The following is an 18,492-nucleotide window of genomic DNA, read 5'->3' as shown; positions in this document are numbered from 1 at the left end:
CGATCAGGCCTCCGCTGCCACGATCGCGTCCCGGAACGCCGCTCCCACCGGCGAGGGGGCGGTGGCGCTCACGACCACCGACAGCGGGGTGACGGCCTCCGGATCGGTGAGGGGCCGCGACACGACGCCGTCGACGCGCAGCAGGGTGGTCGAGCGCGGCACCAGCGCAACGGCGAGCCCGCAGGCCACGATGCCCAGCAGGGCCTGGTCGTTGACGGCCTCCTGGGTGATGCGCGGGGAGAAGCCGGCGCGGACGCACGCGCTCACGATCGTGTCGTGGGCCACCGGGGCGAGCTCGCGCGGGAAGCAGGCCACGTCCTCGTCTGCGAGGTCGGCGAGCCGGACCGCCTCGTCGGCGGCGAGCGCGTGCCCGGCCGGGAGGAGGCAGTGCAGCGGCTCGTCGGCGAGGCGGGTCAGCTCCACCCCGTCGTCGCCGGTGAGCATCCGGCAGATCCCGACGTCGATCGCGCCGTCGCGCAACGCCGCCAGCTGCGCCCGCTGCCCCATCTCCTGCACCACCGGCACGACGTGCGGGTGCGCAGCGCGGAACCGCGGCAGCACGCCGGGGAGCAGCCCCGACACGGCGGAGGCGATGCAGCCGATCCGCAGGTGAGCGCGCTCTCCCCCGGCGCGACCGAGCGTCGACTCCAACACCCGCGCCCGGCCGACGAGCTGGCGGGCCTCCGGCACCAACGTGGCTCCCGCGGCGGTGAGGCGCAACCTGCGCTTGCTCCGGTCGAACAGCACCGCGCCGAGCTGGCGCTCCATCTTGGTGATCGCCTGGCTCAGCGCGGGCTGGGCCATCTGCAGGTCGCGGGCCGCCTCGGTGATGCTCAGGCGCTCGGCGACGGCGAGGAAGTACTGGAGCTGGCGGAGCTCGACCATCGCTTGCGTCCCCCTCACATCCCTGGCACCGGCGGCCGTCGGCTCTCACCGCAGGCACCGCGGTTGCTCGTCGTGGGCCTCACGTCGGGCGGCGGGCCACGAGACGGCGCCGCACCCTCCGAGCTCCCCCGGCGATCGATTGTTCCGGTGACGATCGCCTCCCACCCGACGGCTCGGGAAGGCCGGCTCACCACTGCCGGGCGGTACCACCTCCCGGACATCGCGGCTAGCGCTGCCGCAGCCCGTCGACGACGACGGTGAGCATGCGGTCGAGCTGGGCACGCTGTTCGGGCGCGCCGGCCACGGAGAGCACGCCGGCGAGGATGCCGCCGACGTCGACCGGGTCGACGTCGCTGCGCAGCTCCCCGGCCTGGGCGCCGGCCTCGAGGATCGTCTCCAGGATGCGCTGGACCTCGTCGCAGACCGGGCCCCTGCCGAAGCGCCCGGATGCGCTCATGGCGACCAGCGCCTCGCAGATGCCGCGCCGTTCGCCCGCCCATTCGGCGAAGCGGCGCGTCCAGGCGTGCAGGGCCTCGGCGGGCCGCTGGGTGGCGAGGAGGGCTTGCGCGTCCTCGCGCAGGGGGCGGAGCTGGTCGCGGTAGACCTCTTCGACCAGGTCCTCCCGGGTGGGGAAGTGCCGGTAGAGGGTGCCGCTCCCCACGCCGGCGCGTTTCGCGATCGCGTCCAGCGAGATCGGCTGCCCGGAGGCGAACGCCTCGGCGGCCGTGGCGATCAGGCGTTCGCGGTTGCGTCGGGCGTCGGCGCGCTGTGTGGTCCGTGGAGGTGTCATGGCCTTCCGCGATCGAGGAATGAAGCGGGGAGCTCTCCGGTTCAGTGTACAGTCACACAAGCGGGGATCTCCCCGCTTGCAGGGGGCGCCCGCCCCCTGCTCCCACGACGGAAGGCTGGACATGCCTACAGCGCTCATCACCGGCGGTACCACCGGGATCGGCAGAGCGACCGCCGAGCTCCTGCACGCCCGCGGCTACCGGGTCGCGGTCACCGGGCAGAACCCCGACTCCCTCGCGCGAGCGCAGCTCGAGCTCCCCGACGACGTGCTCGTCGTCCGATCCGACGCGCGCGACCTGGCCGACACCGACGCCCTCGTGGCGACGGTGTCCGAACGCTTCGGGACCCTCGACCTGCTGTTCCTCAACGCCGGGATCCTCCGCCCCGCCCCGGTGGCCGACGTGACGGAGGAGTCGTTCGACGAGCAGGTCGCCGTCAACTTCAAGGGCCAGTACTTCACCCTCCAGAAGGCCCTCCCGATCATGAACGACGGCGGGTCGATCGTCCTCACGGTGGGCATCGGGGCCCGCCGCGGCACCGTCGGCGCCACGGTGGCGACCGCGACGCGCGGCGCCCTGCTGGCGATGCTGCCCTCCCTCGCGCTCGAGCTGGCTCCGCGCAGGATCCGCGTGAACACCGTGAGCCCGGGGGCGACCGAGACCCCGCTGCTCGACAAGTTGGGGGTTCCCCAGAGCGGCCGGGACGCCATGCGCGCGAACATCCCGTTCGGCCGGTTCGCCTCCAGCCAGGAGGTGGCGGAGGTCGTCGCCTTCCTCGGCTCGGACGCCGCCAGGTACGTCACCGGCCAGGACGTCGTCGTCGCCGGCGGCTACGGGCTCGCCGCCTGACACCTGATCGACCTGAACCGATCAGGATCCGACCTGCTCGTCGCCGGACCCGCGAGGGAAACCCCGGAGCCGGGCGCCAATCGCAGGTGGGGCAGGCCTCCTGGCGACGGCGCTGCCGGCGCAGGCACTGGCCGAAGAGGAGCCCGGTGCGGGCCCGTTGCAGGGGAGAGCGGGGCTGCCCGGACGGCGCGTGCGTGGCGGGCCTGCCCTTCCCGAGCTCGGCAGCAGCGAGCCGCACCCCTCCTCGGCAGCGGCGGAGGCCAGGTCGGAACCGCTGACCGCGATGGGCTCGACCGCCCGGCTGTTCGCGACGGCCGTCGCCCGAGTTCGACCGGATCGTCAGCAGGCAGATCCTGCTCGTCAGCGGCGGCGCTCGCGGCCTGACGCGCCGGGTCTCGTCACCGGTCGAGCTCTCGCTTCCTCGCACCATCGGGCATCGAGAGGATCGTGATCATGCCGACCGCCACCGACCCCACGAGGTAGACCCAGATCTTGTCCTGGTGGCCGGTGCCGGCCAGCCACGTGGTCAGGTACGGCGCCGTGCCGCCGAAGAGGGCGACGGTGGCCGCGTAGGGAAGCCCGGTGCCCGTGGTGCGCACCGAGGTCGGGAACAGCTCGGCGTAGATGGCCGCGACGTTCGCGCAGTTGCCCACGAGCAGGATCACCCCGATGAGCTCGACCACCAGGAGCGTCCAGAAGCCGCCGCCGTCGAGCACCCGGTAGGCCGGCCACGCGAACAGGGCGAAACCGACGAGGAAGAACATGAAGGTCGGCCGCCTGCCGAAGCGGTCGGACGCCAGGCCGCCGATGGGCAGCAGCAGCATGAACACCACAACCGCGATGGAGTTCGCGAGCAGAGCGCTGTCCAGCTCGAGGCCGGTTGTGGCGCTCATGTAGCCGGGCATGCTCGTGATCCACAGGTAGTAGATGATCGTTCCAGGGACGGTGATCCCGACGACCCTGAGCAGGCCCAGCTTGTGGTGGGCGAACAGGGCTCGCACCGGCCGGTGCGAGCCACCGGACGACTCCGCGCTCTCGAAGTGCTCGGTCTCGCCCGTCCGGGCCCGCAGCCACAGGACCAGCACCCCCATGGCCGCAGCCACCCCGAACGCGACCCGCCAACCCCACGCCTGCAACTGCTGTTCGTCCAACACCGAGGTCACCACGAACGCGAACAGCGAAGCGAGCAGGATGCCGCCCGCGGTGGAGACCTGCTGGAACGACCCGGCGAACGCACGCCTCCCCGGCGCCGCGCTCTCGACGATGTAGGACACGGAGCTCGGCCATTCGCCGCCCGCCGAGAAGGCCTGGACAAGCCGGGCGAGCAGCAGCACCAGCGGCGAGACCACCCCGATCTGCGCGTACGTCGGGCACAGCGCGATGGCGAGGCCGCCGCCGGACATCAGGCCGACGGTCAGCACCAGCGCCTTCTTGCGGCCGTACCGGTCGGCGTAGGTGCCCAGGACGGCGCCCCCGACCGGGCGCATCAGAAACCCCACCGCGAAGATCGCCAGGGCGGCGAGGAACGCGGCGAGGGGATCGTCCTGGGGGAAGAACTGGCCCGCGAACACCGGAGCCAGCGAGGCGTACAGCCCCCAGTCCAGGTACTCGAGCGCGTTCCCGAGCGCCCCCGCCAGGATCGACTTCCGCTGGTGGCGCGTGAACCTCGGCGCTGCCCTGTTTCCGGCCACGACGATGTGCTCGTGAGCTGACACGCCTCTCCTTGGTGATCGAGGGAAAGGGAGATCGACGGGGTCACGACCCTCGTCGTGCGGCCGAGCCGATCAGTCGGGCGCGGACCGGCTCGGACCGGGCGACGTCGGCGATGGTGAGCGCCATGGCCAGCCCCGCGTCGCGCACGAAGCGGTCGCCGTCAGGGCCTGCCGCGGCGGTGGCGAACGCGGCGGTGTGGTTGCCCTCCTCGGGCGGCAGGTCGAACGACAGCATGGGGTGGATGGCGGGGATGCGCAGCGAGACGTTGCCCATGTCGGTCGAGCCGAACATGACGTCCGGGTAGTCGGGGAACGCGCGGCCGATGGCCTTGGCGTTGTCCTCGAAGAGCCGGGCCAGGTCGGGGTCGTGCCGGAACTCGCGGTAGATCGAGGGCAACGGGGTGTACTTCACGCTCGTGCCAGTGCCGACGGCGCCGGCCTCGAAGCACGCGCGCACCCGCTCCCACACCTCGTCGACCTCGGCGATGGTGTCGCAGCGGATCATGCAGTCGACGATCGCGCGGTCCGGGATGACGTTGACGGCGGCCCCGGCCTCCCGGACGAGGTGGTGCACCCTGACGCCGTCGCGCAGCTGCTGTCGGAGCAGCCCGATGGCGGTCTGGGCGAGGACCGTCGCGTCCCCCGCGTTCAGCGCGTTCCAGGGGCGCGAAGCGTGCCCGCCGCGCCCGGTGTAGGTCACCTGCCAGGAGCGCGACGCGCGCAACGTCGGGATCACGACGTCCTTGAGCGACGGGTGCACCATCATGGCGGCGTGGGTGTCGTCGAAGACGCCCGCGTTGACCATGATCTCCTTCCCGGTCCCCCGTTCCTCGGCGGGCGTGCCGAAGACCCGCACGGTGAGCCCGAGCTCGTCGGCGTACGGGGCGAGGGCGAGGGCGGCGCCGACCGCGGACGCGGCGATCACGTTGTGCCCGCAGCCGTGGCCGATGTCCGGCAGCGCGTCCATCTCCGCGCACACGCCGATGGCGAGATCACCGGATCCGGCCGACGCCACGAACGCCGTCGGCAGGCCGGCGACGCCCTTCTCCACCGCGAACCGCCCGGCCTCGAGCGCCGCGATGATCGCGGCCGAGGTCTCGTGCTCCTCGAACGCCAGCTCGGGGTGGGCGTTGATCCGGTGCGACAGCTCCAGCACCGCCGCGAGGTTCTGCTCGAACGTGCTGGTCACGCGTTCGCCGACGTCTGTCATCGCGTACCTCCCGTGAGTGCGTGCTCGGCGATCTGGGCGTGCGTGGCGAACCAGACGCCGTCGTGCGAAGCGATGTGCTCGAGCAGCCGGGTGAGGATCACGATGCGCGAGCGGTGCCCGATGCAGTGCGGGTGCAGGGTGAGCTGGAAGACGCCACCCTCGGCGTAGGCGACGTCGAACTCGTCGCGCCAGATCGACAGCACACCGCGGGGCGGCGTGTACGGCCGCAGCGTGGTGAAACGGTCCATCGTGAAGTACGCCAGGTCGTCGCGGATCCATTCGACGGGCAGCTCGACGATGCCGGTCGGTTCGCCGTCGGCGACGATCTCGTAGCAGTCGTCGTCGGCCATCAGCGACGAGTCGTAGGCCAGGCCCAGCTCACGGATGATCCGCAACGAGTGAGCGGAGAAGTCCCAGGACGGGGTGCGGATGCCGACCGGACGCGCCCCGCTGAGGCGCTCCAACGTGTCGGCCGCCCGCAGGGTCAGCTCGCGCTCGGCCTCCGGCGGGAGCAGGGCGTTGCGTTCGTGGATCCAGCCGTGCAGGGCGACCTCGTGCCCGGCATCCACATAGGACTTCAGCTCGCCGTCGTGCAGCAGCGCGGAGACGGCCGGCACGAAGAACGTGGAGGGCGCCGCGAAGCGCTCGAGCAGCCGGAGGATCCTCGGCACGCCGACGCGTGCGCCGTACTCGCCCTGCGAGAGCTTCCCCGGCAGCACCTCGCCGTCCCGCAACGCGGGCGTCTCGTGGTCGGAGTCGAACGACAGCGCCACGGCGACCTGCGCGCCACCGGGCCAGGACCGCGGGCGCAGCGGACGCCCGGCGCGCACGCGCTCGACGTGGCCGCGCCAGGTCGATTCGTCCCACTGCCACGGCTGGAGCTCGCTCACACGTCCTCCACGGCGACGTCGCGGCTCCCGGAGCGTCGGCGGACGTTCCCGTCGTCGTCGACGACGACCGCCGGGTCCAGCCGTCTCGACGCCTCGGCGAACCGGGCGAGGATCGACGCCGCCACCTCGGGCCGCGGCAGGATCGGCTGGCCGTCGGCATCGAGCTCGATCGGCTCGACCCGGAGGACGGGCCCGTCCGGCCCACCCAGCCGCACGTGGAACACGGCGCTCTCGTACCAGGGGCCCTGCAACAGGGCCGCCTGGTAGGGCGGGGCCGGGCGCGCCTCCTCCCGCACGACCATGGATCTCCGGCTCCAGCCGTCGCACCAGTCGAAGACGAAGTTCCCGGTGGAGTAGAGGATCAGCCCCCGCCCGTGGAACTCGGCCGGGTGCAGGCAGTGCGGGTGGTGCCCGACGACGAGGTCCGCCCCGGCGTCGACCAGGCGGTGCGCCAACGGCCGCTGGTACTGCGCCAACGGCCCCTGCGTCGCAGGCAGGTAGCAGAACGGCACGCCCCAGTGCAGCGCCACCACGACGAAGTCGTTGTGCTGCTCGGCCTCCCGGATCCCGGATTCCGCCGCGCGCACGTCGGGCTCGTGGGCGCGCGTGTGCACGAACGGCGGGGTCCCCGGGGTCTCGTCCAGGAAGGTGCTGTCGAACTCGAAGGTCTGGCGCACCCGGATCGGCGCGATCCCCGCCCGGTCCGCCGTCGCGTTCGCACCGAGCGGGAGCGCCGAGCAGAAGCTGAAGAACGCCACGGTCCTCCCGCCGGCGGACAGCACGTGGGGACGGGTCGCCTCCGCGAGGGTCTCGCCGAACCCGGCGTGGTGGACGCCCGCGGCGTCCAGGGCCCGTACCGTGTCACGCGCGCCCTCCGCGCCGAAGTCCATCGCGTGGTTCGTGGCCAGCGACACCACGTCGAAGCCGAGGGCCGCGAGCTCCGCGCCGCCCGCCGTCGGCGCGCGCATCGTGACGAGCTTCTCCGCACGCCGCCCGGAGCCGGTGAGCGGCACCTCCAGGTTGCCGATCGTCAGGTCGCCGCCCGCGAGCAGCCCGAACGCCGGAGCGCCGGTGCCCGCGGACTCCGCGAGGGGGCGTCGCGGCCACCCGGAGACGACAACGTCCCCCACGATCTTCAGGTCCATGAGGCTCCTGTCTCGTCTCTCGATACGCCGTGCCGCAATGCAGTCCGACAAGTCGACCGAGTAAAGGCTGCGTGCCGGGATGAGGAACGGCTGGGGCGCGGAGTGATACGGTCGCGGCCTGATGAGCACAGGTCTGCCGGAGAAGCCGGCGAGCGGCGTCCGGTCGATGAACAGCGTGCTCAGCACGCTCCGGGTCTTCGAGGAAGTCGCCCTGCGGCAGCCGATCGGCGTGTCCGACCTGGCCCGCGTCACCGGCATCCCGAAAAGCTCCGTCCAGCGGTGCCTGGTGACGCTCCAGCAGGCGGGCTGGCTGAAGGTCGTCGACCCCGAGCGCGCGCGGTGGGGCGTGACGATGAAAGCCCTGACGCTCGGGCTGCGCAGCGCCGGCGAGCAGGACCTCCGCGCGGTGGCGGGTCCGGTCGTCAAGCGCCTCGCCGCCGAGACGGACGAGACCGTCCTGCTCGGCCTGCGCGACGGCGAGGAGTACGTCATCGTCGCGCGTGAAGACACCACGCAGGTCGTCCGCGTGGTCCAGGAGATCGGCTCACGCGTGCCGCTGCGCGCGACCTCCGCCGGTCTGGCGATCATGGCGCGCCTCGAGCAGGCCGAGGTCGACGAGCTGCTGGAGCGCGACCTCACGGAGTTCGCGAACGCGCCCGTGCCCGACCCCGACGAGCTGCGGGCGGAGATCGCGCAGACCGCGAAGCGCGGGTACGCGCTGCACGGCTCGTCATCCTGGTACCGGCCCCACGTGGCGTCGATCGCCGCGGCCATCACGAACGCGGCCGGGCAGCCCATCGCGGGGGTCACGCTGGCCGTGCCGCAGACGCGCTACGACCGCTCCCGCGAGAAGACCCTGGCGCCGCTGGTGGTCGCGGCCGCGGACGAGATCAGCCGGCTCCTCGCCGCTTCCTGACGACCGCCCACCCTCCATCCCCGTGCCGGAGATCGGCACGTCCTGATCGCGTGCCACATTCCGGTACGTGTGTATCGTATGGCAGCATGATTCCTCCGGCGGCGGGACGCCGGATGTCGTGCGCATCGATCGCGTGGCCTGCCGCGCACGTCGCCCCCGACCACCCGCCGCCGTCGACGATCGCGAGAAAGAGAGCTCGTCCGTGCCCAGCGAGATGACCCCACTGCAGCTACGGGGCACCACGTTCCCCAACCGCGTGTGGATGTCCCCCATGGCGCAGTACGCCGCCGGAACCGACGGGATGCCGACCGACTGGCACGTCGTCCACTACGGCGCTCGTGCCGTCGGCGGGGCAGGCCTGATCGTGGTCGAGTCCACGGCGGTCGGGCCGTCGCACCGGACCACCGCGGCCGACCTCGGCATCTGGACCGAGGAGCAGGCGCTGGCGCACCGCCGCCTGACGTCGTTCATCGCCGACCAGGGCTCCGTCCCGGGAATCCAGTTGCTGGCCGCCGGACGCAAGGGATCCCACCAGCGCCCTTGGGTGGGCGAAGGGCAGAACAGCCCGGTGAGCGTGGCCGACGGCGGCTGGGAGCTGATCGCGCCCTCGCCGATCCCGTTCGGCGACCTCACCCCTCCCCGCGAGGCCGGCCTCGCCGACCTCGACGAGGTCGTCGCCGCGTTCGCCCACGCGGCCCGCATGTCCGACCTCGCGGGGTACGAGGTGGTCGAGATCCACGCCTCGCACGGGTACCTCCTGCACCAGTTCCTGTCCCCGCTGGCGAACCGTCGCACGGACGAGCACGGCGGGAGCCTGCAGAACCGGATGCGCTTCCCGCTGCGGGTGGCGCGCGCCGTCCGGGAGGCCTTCCCCGCGCACAAGCCGGTGTTCGTGCGCATCACCGCCACCGACTGGGTCGAGGGCGGCATCACCCTCGAGGAGGCGGCGACCTTCGCCAAGGAGCTGGCGGCCGTCGGCGTCGACCTGCTCGACGTCACCTCGGGCGTCCTGGTGCGTGACCTGCAGGCCCGCCCGCCGGCGCGGAACGGCGTGAACGTCGGGTTCGCGAGCGCGCTCCGCGAGGCGTCCGGGCTGGCGGTCGCCCCCGTCGGTCAGATCGTCGACCTGCAGCTCGCCCACGACGTGATCGACGCGGGCACGGCGGACGCCGTGCTGGTCGGCCGCCCCTTGCTCCGCGATCCCTACCTCGCGCTGCGCAACCGCCCCAGCGACCCCGCCGCGTGGCCGGCGCAGTACCACCGCGCGCTCTGAGACACAGGAGGAACCCTGCGATGGCGTCGACGAACACCCGGACCGCCACGAACCGCGAGGTCCGGCGGCCGCACGACACGACGATCCGCTACACGATCAGCGGCCCGGCCGGCGGGCCGGTCCTCGCGCTCGTCCACGGCTGGGGCTGCAACCGCACCGATTTCGACGCGGTCACCGACCACCTGCCGTCCCACCTGCGCGTCCTCGCGGTCGACCTGGCCGAGCACGGCGAGTCCCGCTCGGCCCGGGACGTCTGGACGATGGAGGAGTTCGCCCGCGACGTGGCAGCCGTGCTCGACGCCGAGTCGGTCGAGAGCTGCGTCGTCGCCGGCCACTCCCTCGGCGGGGCGGTGGCCGTCGAGGTCGCCCGGCTGCTGCCCGACGTGGTCTCGCACGTGGTCGCCCTCGACGCCCTGCACTACCTGGGGCTGTTCCCCGCACAGGACGAAGTGCGGACCGACGCGTTCCTGAAGCCGTTCCACGACGACTTCGCCGCCGCGACGCGGGCAATGGTCGAGTCGGGGTCGCCCGCGGGCACGGACCCGGCGCTGACGAACGCCTACTTCGAGAAGATGGTCGCCGTGCGGCAGCCCGCCGGACTGCGCTCGATCGAAGGCCTCGTGCACTGGGACATGGACGCCGCGCTGCGCGACGTCCGGCAGCCGATCACGCTGTTCGCGGTGCGCGAGATCCTCGCGCAGGAAGCGGTCGACCGCTACGGCGACCGCATCCGCATCGTGCCGGTCGACCTCGGCACCCACCACTTCCCCGTCGAGTCGCCGCGAGGCACGGCCGACCTGCTCGCCGGCATCGTGCCCGAATAGGTCGGTGAACGATCCGCCCCCGCTCCCCCGACGTCGGGTCGCTGCCCCCTCAGCTGCTGCGCAGCAGCCTCGTTGCCCGCGACCGCGAGCAGCCGGGCGCGCACGAAAACCCGCGGCGAGCTGCACGTCGCGGCGGCGCCGCCACGTGATCTGGAATGCGCGGAGAGGATGTCCAGCGGCGGCCGCCGTCGGGGAGCCGGTCGAGCGCGAGGTGCCCCACCTGGTCGACGTGGCGGTGGTACAGCTCGGCGATCGCCTCGGCGTCACCGTCGCGTACCGCCGCCCACAACGCGACGTCCTCGCCCGGCGGCGCGGTCGCAGCCGGCGCCCCCGCACTGGTCGTCATAGCCGATCATGGTCGGCACCGGCTGCCGCCTCGCCCGACGACCGCACCCCTATCTCCCGGCGGCAGACCTGCCGCTCAGCGTCCTGGAGCGATCACAGGGCTGCCGGTTGGAGCTGCTCCACCAGCACGCCCGCGAGGAGGTCGACGAGCTCGTCGCGCGCGTCCAGCGGCAGCACCTGCGCCACGTACTGGTCGGGTCGCACGACCACGAGGCAGCCGCGGTCGCGGTCCACCTGGCGCAGGTCGAACAGGTCCTGCTCGGGATGGGGGCAGAAGACCTTCTCGTAGTCGACGAGCCCGAACCGCCCCTTGCGCGGCAGCAGCACCGCCGGCAGGTCGGCGACGCTCACCTCCCGGTGGCCCTGCTGCAGGACCGCGCGGACGTCGATCACCGAGTCCGGGGCCGCCCCGGGCGGGGTGAACCGGGCGAGCACGTCGGGCAGCTCGTCGCACAGCGCGCGCAGCCGCGAGCCCGCGTCCGCCGGATGGGCCCGGTCGGCGAACGCGTAGAGCCGCCACGCACCGTCGGCGCGGGCGACGTGCCCGAGGTGCATCGGCTTGGCGTCGGCCATCCGGACGACCGGCGCGGAGTGGAAGCGCATCCCGACCGGGAAGCCCTCGGCCAGGTGCTGGTGCACCGGCTCCCCCACCAGCACCGACGGCCCGTACCGCACCGCGACGCCCGCGGTGTAGCGGCCCTGCTCGCGGAAGTAGCGCTGGAACTTCTCCGGCTCGGCCTCCCGGTTGCTGAACATCGCCGCGAACTCGCGGTCGAAATCGATCAGCCGCTGCGCGACCGCCTGCCGTTCCGTGGAGTAGGTGCGCAGGATCTCCGGCCGAGAGGTGCCGCGCAGGACCGTGCCGAGCTTCCACCCGAGGTTCCACGCGTCGGCCATGGACACGTTCATCCCCTGGCCCGCCTTCGCGCTGTGCGTGTGGCAGGCGTCCCCGGCGATGAACACCCGCGGCTCCCGCTCCCCGTCGGCCGCGTCGTCGAACCGGTCGCACAGCCGCTGGGCGATCTCGTACACGGTCCACCAGCCGACGTCCTTCACCTCGATCGTGTACGGGTGCAGGATCCGGTTGGCCACGGCGGCGAGCTTCTCGGGGGTGACGCTGCGCTCCCGCAGCATCTCGGCGTCGCGCTCGTTGTCCAGCTCGATGTAGAGCCGGACCAGGTAGCCGCCCTCGCGCGGGATGACCAGCAAGCTGCCCTGCTCGGACGTGATCGCCGACTTCAGCCGGATGTCGGGGAAGTCGGTCACGGCGAGCACGTCCATCACACCCCACGACTGGTGCGTGGTGTCCCCGCGCAGGCGCAGCCCGATCGCCTCCCGGGTCCGGCTGCGGGCGCCGTCGCAGCCCACGGCGTACCGGGCGCGGATCGTCGCCGTCCGGCCGGTCGGCTCTCCCCCCTCGACGTGCTGCAGGGTGACCGTCACCGGGTACTCCACCGCCGGATCGGGGTCGACCCGCACGTCGGTGGCCTGCAACCCGTAGAACGGCTCGGCCCGAGCCGCCGAACGTGCCATGTGGTCGCGCAGGTAGGCGAGCATCCGCGCCTGGTTGACGATCATGTGCGGCATCTCGGAGATGCCCTCTTCCACGTCGTCGATCCGGCCGGTGCGCACGATCGACGAGCTGTCCTGCGGGTCGGGCCGCCAGAACGTGACCTCGTTGACCTGGTAGCCCTCCCTGATCAACCGGTCCGCCAGCCCGAACGCCTCGAACATCTCCACCGTGCGGCACGCCACCCCGTCGGCCTGCCCCACCGCCAGCGGCCCGTCGCGCCGCTCCACCACCACCGTGCGCAGCTGCGGGAACTCCGCCAGCTGGGCCGCGAGCACGAGCCCCGCCGGGCCGCTACCGATGATCACCACGTCCGCGGTCTCCGGCAGACCCGGCCCGCGTTCGAGCACCGACGGGTGCGGGTGGCGGACCAGCGGGTCCCCCGGCTCGTAGCCGTCGACGTAGAACTGCATGCAGTCGGCTCCTCGTCTTGCGCCTGCCCGCATTCTGCGCCGCTTCTCTTGGAAGGAAAGCCGTGTTCTTCCTGCCAGAACATCATTTCGCCTGACTGCGGGTGTGTCGGACATCTCCCCCCTGGCGCCCGCAGCCGTTGTGGTGTACTGCATACAGTCAACGAGAACGGCACAACCGGGGAGGAGCCGGCCATGACAGAGACGGCCGCAGCAGCCGCGCACGTCGAGGGCGAGGAAACGCCTGCTCTGACGGACGGGATCCACCTGGTCGTCGACGCGCTGAAGCTGAACGGGGTCGAGACGATCTACGGCGTGGTGGGCATCCCCATCACCGACCTGGCGCGCCTGGCCCAGGCGTCCGGCATCCGCTACATCGGGTTCCGGCACGAAAGCGACGCCGCGCACGCAGCAGCGGCGGCCGGGTTCTTGACCCAGAAGCCGGGGATCTGCCTGACGGTGTCCGCACCGGGCTTCCTCAACGGCCTGGTCGGGCTGGCCAACGCCACCACCAACTGCTTCCCCATGGTCCAGATCTCGGGGTCGAGCGAGCGCCACATCGTGGACCTGCAGCGCGGCGACTACGAGGAGATGGACCAGCTGGCGGTCGCCAAGCAACTCTGCAAGGCGGCCTACCGGGTGTCGCGGGCCGAGGACATCGGACGCGGCATCGCGCGCGCGATCCGCACGGCGGTGAGCGGTCGCCCCGGCGGGGTCTACCTGGACATCCCGGCGGCGGTGCTCGGGGAGATCATCGCGAAGGAGAAGGGCCAGAACTCGCTCTGGAAGGTGGTGGACCCGGCACCCAAGCAGCTCCCCGACGCCGCGGCCGTCGACCGGGCCGTCGAGCTGCTGGCCGGGGCGCAGCGTCCGCTGATCGTGCTCGGCAAGGGTGCGGCGTACGCCCGGGCCGAGGAGCCGATCCGGCAGTTCGTGGAGTCGACCGGGATCCCGTACATCCCGATGTCGATGGCCAAGGGACTGCTCCCCGACGACCACCCGCAGTCCGCGGCCACCGCGCGGTCGTTGGCGCTGAAGGAGGCCGACGTCGTGCTCCTGGTCGGGGCGCGGCTGAACTGGCTCCTGGGGCACGGGGACGCACCGCAGTGGGACCCGAACGCGACGTTCATCCAGGTCGACATCGCGGCGAACGAGATGGACTCGAACCAGCCGATCGCCGCCCCGCTCGTCGGCGACATCGGCTCGGTGATGGAGGCCCTGGTGGAACGCACGAAACCCGGGCAGATCGCGCCGCCCACCGCCTGGCGCGAGAAGCTGGCGGAGAAGTCCGCGGCGAACGTGGCGAAGATGGCCAAGCGGCTGGAAGCGGCGAAGACCGCGCACCCGATGACGTTCCTCGGCGCGCTCCAGGCCATCCGCGACGTCTACGCCGAGCACCCGGAGGTGTACCTCGTGAACGAGGGCGCCAACGCCCTCGACCTCACGCGCAACACCATCCCGATGACCGTGCCGCGCCACCGGCTGGACTCGGGGACCTGGGGCGTGATGGGCATCGGCATGGGCTACGCCATCGCGGCCGCGGTGGAGACGGGCCGGCCGGTGATCGCGGTCGAAGGCGACTCGGCGTTCGGCTTCTCCGGCATGGAGACCGAGGTCATCACGCGCTACGACCTGCCCGTGATCACCGTCGTGCTCAACAACAGCGGCGTCTACCGCGGCGACGAGGCCTCGCCGTCGGGCGACCCGGCGCCGACCTACCTGCGCGCCCGCCACGACGTGCTCATGCAGGCGTTCGGCGGCACCGGCTACCGGGCCACCACGCCCGACGAGGTCGACGCGGCGCTGCGCAAGGCGTTGGCGGAGGGCAAACCCGCCCTGATCGACTGCATCATCGACCCGGCCGACGGCACGGAGTCGGGCAACATCAAGCACCTCAACCCGAAAGGGCTCGGCGCCAAGGGCTGACCGCAGCGGCGCTTCCGGTAGCCGACGGACGGGCGGTCCTCCTCGACGAGGAGGGCCGCCCGGCTCCATGACGGCGGCTAGGAGCGTCGGGAGCGGAGGTTCGAGCGGTCCGCCAGGGGCGGTCCGGCCTCGATCGCCTCTCGGCCGCCGGGTACCACCAGCATCGCCAGCGCACCGAGCACCGCGGGGAGGGCGAAGGCGTAGAAGTTCGCCTCCAGCCCCCACCCCGAGGCCATGACGGCGCCGCCGTAGATCGGCCCGCAGATGGCGCCGAGGCGTCCGACGCCCAATGCCCACCCCAGCCCGGTCGCACGCATGTGCGCCGGGTAGAAGTTCGCGGTGTAGGCGTTGACGAGCACGGTCGTGCCGATCGTGCACGCGCCGGCGATCGCCACGAGGGCGAACAGCAGCACGCTCGGAAGCGGGATGCTCATCAGGAAGATGCACAGGGCCGCCACCGCGAACATGCCCGCGGTCACCGGCTTCGACCCGATCCGGTCGGCGACGACGCCCAGCAGGGGCGTGCCCAGGATCGCACCGAAGTTCAGCACCAGCAGGAACGCCAGCGCCGACCCCAACGGGTAGCCCGCCTCGCGCATGATCTGCGCGAGCCAGGTGTTCAGCCCGTACACGAGCAGCAACCCCACCCCCGTGCCGAGCCAGAACACGAGGGTCCCCCGGAGGAACTGCCGGGCGAAGAGCGACGCGAACGCGGCGACCGGCCCCGTGCCGGAACGTTCCGGCGCCTTCTCCAGGACCAGGTCGTAGCGGGCGGCGAGCTCAGCAGCTTCCGCTTCCCGGCCCCGGGCGAGCAGGTAGTTCGCCGACTCCGGCAACAGCCGCCACGCCACCGGCAGCAGCAGCCAGCCGAGCACCGCGCCGATCCAGAACATCGACCGCCAGCCCAGCGCGGGAATCGCGGCTATCGCGGTGAGCGACGCGACGATCCCACCGATCGAGTAGCCGGAGAACATGATGGCGTTGGTGGTGCTGCGGTGGCGCGGGTGGGCGTACTCGATCGTGAGCGCGATGGCGGTCGGCACGACGCCGCCCAGGCCGAGGCCCGCGACGAACCGCGCGAACCCGAACAGCTCCACCGTCGGCGCGGCCGCCGCCAGCGCCATCGCGGTCGAGAACCACGCGATACACCCGAGCATGACCCGCCTGCGCCCGACGAGGTCGGTGATCGTGCCGATCAGCATCGCCCCGATCAGCATGCCGATGAGGGCGTAGGCGCCGATCCGGCCCGCTTCGGCCGGCCCGAGGACCCACCCGGCGGACCCGTCGACGAGGGTCGGCACGACCGTGCCGTAGACGATCAGGTCGTACCCGTCGACGATGATCGCCGCGCTGCAGATCGCGACGACGACGAGCCTTGTGTTCATGCGACCTCCAGAGCGGCGCCGGACGTCCGACGGGCCGGTGCACCCGTGGACCAGCACCCGATCAAGACGGTACGGCCTGGATCTCGACAGCCCGTCGGACCGGAGCCCCGGTGACGTCAGGCAGTTCTCCGCTCCGAAGAGTGCATTTCCTCGTGAAAGAATCACTTCGGCGCGCACGCGTTGTCAACACGCGCCTGCGGGCACCTCGTCCGCGGTGCCGGTCAGGCCGACTCGCCCGCCGGTGGGGTGACGGGCAGCAGCCGCGGCCGCTTGGCGACCCGGTGGTCGCCCGTGGAACGGCCGCGCAGCCGCCGGTAGGCCCAGGGCCCCACGACCGTGGCCAGCCAGCGCAGGTCGCCCGCGGCCCTGCGCCCGACGCCGCGGTACCCGACCCCGGGCAGCGGTCGTGACCAGCTGTCATCGCTGCCCGGGAGGCGGAGGGCTTCGGCGAACGCCGCCGCGATCCGGGCGTGCCCCAGCGGGCTCGCGTGGATGCGGTCGGGGCACCACAGGCGCGGGTCCGTGGTCACCGGGTGCCCGAAGGTGTCGACGAGGGCGACCCCGTGGCGGGCGGCGGAGGCGCGGATGCTCGCGTTCAGCTCGAGCACGCGGCGCCGCAGCGGGCGCAGGACCGGGCTGAGCCGCGGCAGGTCGGGGAACGTCAGCGTGGCGACCCGCGCTCCCGACGCGGTGAGCGCCGAGAACATCTCGTCGAGGCACCCACCGACGGCGGCGACCGAGAACGACGGGCGGACGAGGTCGTTCATGCCGGCCACGACGGTGACCAGATCCGGCCGCAGCGCGAGCGCGTCGGCGAGCTGCTCGTCCCGGACCTGCTGGGCGAGCTCGCCCCGCACCGCCAGGTTCGCGTGGTGCAGATCCGGCGTCGAGGCGGCGATCTTCTCGGCGAGGCGGTCGGCGAACCCGCGCCAACCGCCGGCGCCGTCCGGATCGCCGACGCCCTCGGTCTAGCTGTCCCCGATCGCGACGTACCGGGTCTGCACCACGCCACCTCCGTGCGACACACGTCGTTCCGCGGATGTGGTGTACGAGATCGCGCGCGTGATCCTCATGAAGTCCGGAGGCCCACGGGCGGCGTGGCCCTCGCCGAGGGCCGGTCACCCGTCACCAACGCCGCTCAGCCTCAGCGCGCCATCGGCACAGCACGGGCACGGTTGGGCGACCGCCCCATCGCGCACGGATCACGTCGTCGGCGCACGCGTTGTCAACTCGGAGCCGCCCCCGGCAGCGCCGCAACGGGCTCCTCGAACCGGTAGGGCGGCCCGGGCACGACAACCGGCTGCCCGTCGATCTCGACGGTGCGGAAGAACGCGCGCGCGGCGAGCTGAGGGCTCGCCAGCAGGTCCTGCGGCGTCGCGACCGGGGCGAGGCTCACGCCGTGCGCCTGAGCGCGCTCGTACAACTGCAGCTTCGGCCTGTTCGCCGCGAAGGACTCGAACACTTCGCGGAACGCGTGGGCGGCCGCGTGGGTGCGCCGCCACGCCGGATCGGTCCAGCGATCCTCCCGGAGTTCGGTCACCCGGGCAGCGGGGAGCCCATCGGCCTCCAGCCACGCCACGAGCCCGTCCCACGCCAGCGGGGCGCCACCGATCCCCGCGACGAGGTAGACCCAGCCGTCGGCGCAGCGGAACAAGCCGTTGCCGACCTCCGTCGCGGTGCCTGCCGTCCGGCCGCGCACGACGCCCTCGAGGTCGAGGTACTGGATCGCGTTCTCCAACGAATGCGCGACGGCCTGTTGCGCCGAGGCGTCGACGATCTGCCCCCGGCCGGTCTCCTCGCGCGCGAGCACCGCGATCAGCGCACCGACCGCGGCGTGCAGGCCCACCATCACCGCGGTCTGCTCGCCCGCGACGCGGACCGGCGCACGACCGGGCTCGCCCGCGAGGCGGAGCAGCCCTCCCGCCGCCAGCAGGGTGAGATCGGACGCCGGCCGGTCGGCGTACGGTCCGTCCAGTCCGAAGGGGCTCATCGCCACGTGGATCAGCCGGGGGAAGGCGGCGAGGTCGTCGGGGTGCAGCCCGCGCTCCCGCAAACGGCGCGGACCTTCACTGGTGAGCAGGATGTCGGCGGCGGCGAGAGCCGCGTCGCGGTCACCGCAGCGGCGGCGCCCGGCGACCCCCGCGAACACATCGCGCGCCGACCGGCCGCCCACCGGCCACACGATCGGGCAGTCTTCCGCATCTGCGTCCTCTGATTCGAGAACGACGATCTCAGCGCCGAGATCGGAGAACACCTTGCCGGGGTACCAACCCAACTCTGTTGTGGCGTCGACGACGACAAGACCCGAGAGCGGTCGATCGACGGGGGGCTCGAGATCCATGCTCGCTATTTCCTCCAATCTTC

Annotated in this window: 14 protein-coding genes and 1 pseudogene; 5 read left to right on the top strand and 10 right to left on the bottom strand. The window is 72.4% G+C overall.

Going from position 1 to position 18,492, the window contains the following annotated elements; genetic code table 11:
• Positions 1 to 3 precede the first annotated feature (3 nt).
• Both VKZ81_RS14845 and VKZ81_RS14840 read right to left on the bottom strand, forming a co-directional pair.
• Positions 4 to 885 (bottom strand): LysR family transcriptional regulator, encoded by an 882-nt coding sequence (locus VKZ81_RS14845; RefSeq protein ID WP_324242134.1) that lies wholly within the window; start codon positions 883 to 885, stop codon positions 4 to 6.
• A 226-nt stretch (positions 886 to 1,111) separates the two neighbouring features.
• Entirely contained in the window at positions 1,112 to 1,675 is a 564-nt protein-coding gene (locus VKZ81_RS14840; protein ID WP_324242133.1) for a TetR/AcrR family transcriptional regulator, read from the bottom strand.
• A gap of 121 nt (positions 1,676 to 1,796) precedes the next feature.
• Between VKZ81_RS14840 and VKZ81_RS14835 the strand changes: the two genes are divergently transcribed.
• Positions 1,797 to 2,522, top strand: a complete 726-nt coding sequence (locus VKZ81_RS14835; protein WP_324242132.1) for an SDR family oxidoreductase — start codon at positions 1,797 to 1,799, stop codon at positions 2,520 to 2,522.
• A gap of 398 nt (positions 2,523 to 2,920) precedes the next feature.
• On the opposite strand, the gene VKZ81_RS14830 is transcribed toward VKZ81_RS14835, so the two are convergent.
• The 4 genes from VKZ81_RS14830 to VKZ81_RS14815 are packed head-to-tail and all read right to left on the bottom strand — an operon-like array spanning position 2,921 to position 7,479.
• Entirely contained in the window at positions 2,921 to 4,237 is a 1,317-nt protein-coding gene (locus VKZ81_RS14830) for an MFS transporter (RefSeq protein ID WP_324242131.1), read from the bottom strand.
• Between the two features lie 40 nt (positions 4,238 to 4,277).
• The gene (locus VKZ81_RS14825) at positions 4,278 to 5,444 is read right to left on the bottom strand and encodes a M20 family metallopeptidase (RefSeq protein ID WP_324242130.1); all 1,167 of its coding nucleotides are present in this window, start codon (positions 5,442 to 5,444) and stop codon (positions 4,278 to 4,280) included.
• Positions 5,441 to 6,334 carry a polysaccharide deacetylase family protein gene (locus tag VKZ81_RS14820; RefSeq protein ID WP_324242129.1) on the bottom strand — a complete coding sequence of 298 codons (894 nt, stop codon included), beginning with the start codon at positions 6,332 to 6,334 and terminating at the stop codon, positions 5,441 to 5,443. Before VKZ81_RS14820 ends, VKZ81_RS14825 begins: the two co-directional genes overlap by 4 nt.
• The gene (locus tag VKZ81_RS14815) at positions 6,331 to 7,479 is read right to left on the bottom strand and encodes a CapA family protein (protein ID WP_324242128.1); all 1,149 of its coding nucleotides are present in this window, start codon (positions 7,477 to 7,479) and stop codon (positions 6,331 to 6,333) included. Before VKZ81_RS14815 ends, VKZ81_RS14820 begins: the two co-directional genes overlap by 4 nt.
• A gap of 121 nt (positions 7,480 to 7,600) precedes the next feature.
• On the opposite strand from VKZ81_RS14815, the gene VKZ81_RS14810 reads away from it, so the two are divergent.
• From VKZ81_RS14810 to VKZ81_RS14800, 3 genes are all read left to right on the top strand, one after another.
• Positions 7,601 to 8,395, top strand: coding sequence for an IclR family transcriptional regulator (locus tag VKZ81_RS14810; protein WP_324242127.1), 795 nt, complete (start codon positions 7,601 to 7,603; stop codon positions 8,393 to 8,395).
• 202 nt (positions 8,396 to 8,597) lie between these two features.
• Complete coding sequence (locus VKZ81_RS14805; RefSeq protein WP_324242126.1) at positions 8,598 to 9,668, top strand: NADH:flavin oxidoreductase/NADH oxidase; 1,071 nt, start codon at positions 8,598 to 8,600, stop codon at positions 9,666 to 9,668.
• Between the two features lie 20 nt (positions 9,669 to 9,688).
• Positions 9,689 to 10,492, top strand: a complete 804-nt coding sequence (locus tag VKZ81_RS14800; protein ID WP_324242125.1) for an alpha/beta fold hydrolase — start codon at positions 9,689 to 9,691, stop codon at positions 10,490 to 10,492.
• A 438-nt stretch (positions 10,493 to 10,930) separates the two neighbouring features.
• Here the strand turns inward: VKZ81_RS14800 and VKZ81_RS14795 are convergent, their stop codons facing one another.
• The gene (locus tag VKZ81_RS14795) at positions 10,931 to 12,820 is read right to left on the bottom strand and encodes an FAD-dependent monooxygenase (protein WP_324242124.1); all 1,890 of its coding nucleotides are present in this window, start codon (positions 12,818 to 12,820) and stop codon (positions 10,931 to 10,933) included.
• A gap of 192 nt (positions 12,821 to 13,012) precedes the next feature.
• On the opposite strand from VKZ81_RS14795, the gene oxc reads away from it, so the two are divergent.
• The gene (gene oxc, locus VKZ81_RS14790) at positions 13,013 to 14,743 is read left to right on the top strand and encodes an oxalyl-CoA decarboxylase (protein WP_324242123.1); all 1,731 of its coding nucleotides are present in this window, start codon (positions 13,013 to 13,015) and stop codon (positions 14,741 to 14,743) included.
• Positions 14,744 to 14,820: 77 nt separating this feature from the next.
• Here the strand turns inward: oxc and VKZ81_RS14785 are convergent, their stop codons facing one another.
• From VKZ81_RS14785 to VKZ81_RS14775, 3 genes and pseudogenes are all read right to left on the bottom strand, one after another.
• Positions 14,821 to 16,128: an MFS transporter gene (locus tag VKZ81_RS14785; protein ID WP_324242122.1), complete on the bottom strand. Its 1,308-nt coding sequence runs from the start codon at positions 16,126 to 16,128 to the stop codon at positions 14,821 to 14,823.
• 221 nt (positions 16,129 to 16,349) lie between these two features.
• Positions 16,350 to 17,135: pseudogene (locus VKZ81_RS14780) on the bottom strand (SGNH/GDSL hydrolase family protein).
• Positions 17,136 to 17,353: 218 nt separating this feature from the next.
• Complete coding sequence (locus tag VKZ81_RS14775) at positions 17,354 to 18,469, bottom strand: CoA transferase (protein ID WP_324242121.1); 1,116 nt, start codon at positions 18,467 to 18,469, stop codon at positions 17,354 to 17,356.
• Positions 18,470 to 18,492: the final 23 nt, after the last annotated feature.

The organism is Pseudonocardia sp. (genome assembly GCF_035305885.1).
Lineage (GTDB): Bacteria > Actinomycetota > Actinomycetes > Mycobacteriales > Pseudonocardiaceae > Pseudonocardia.
This window is presented reverse-complemented; position numbering and strand designations above follow the sequence as displayed.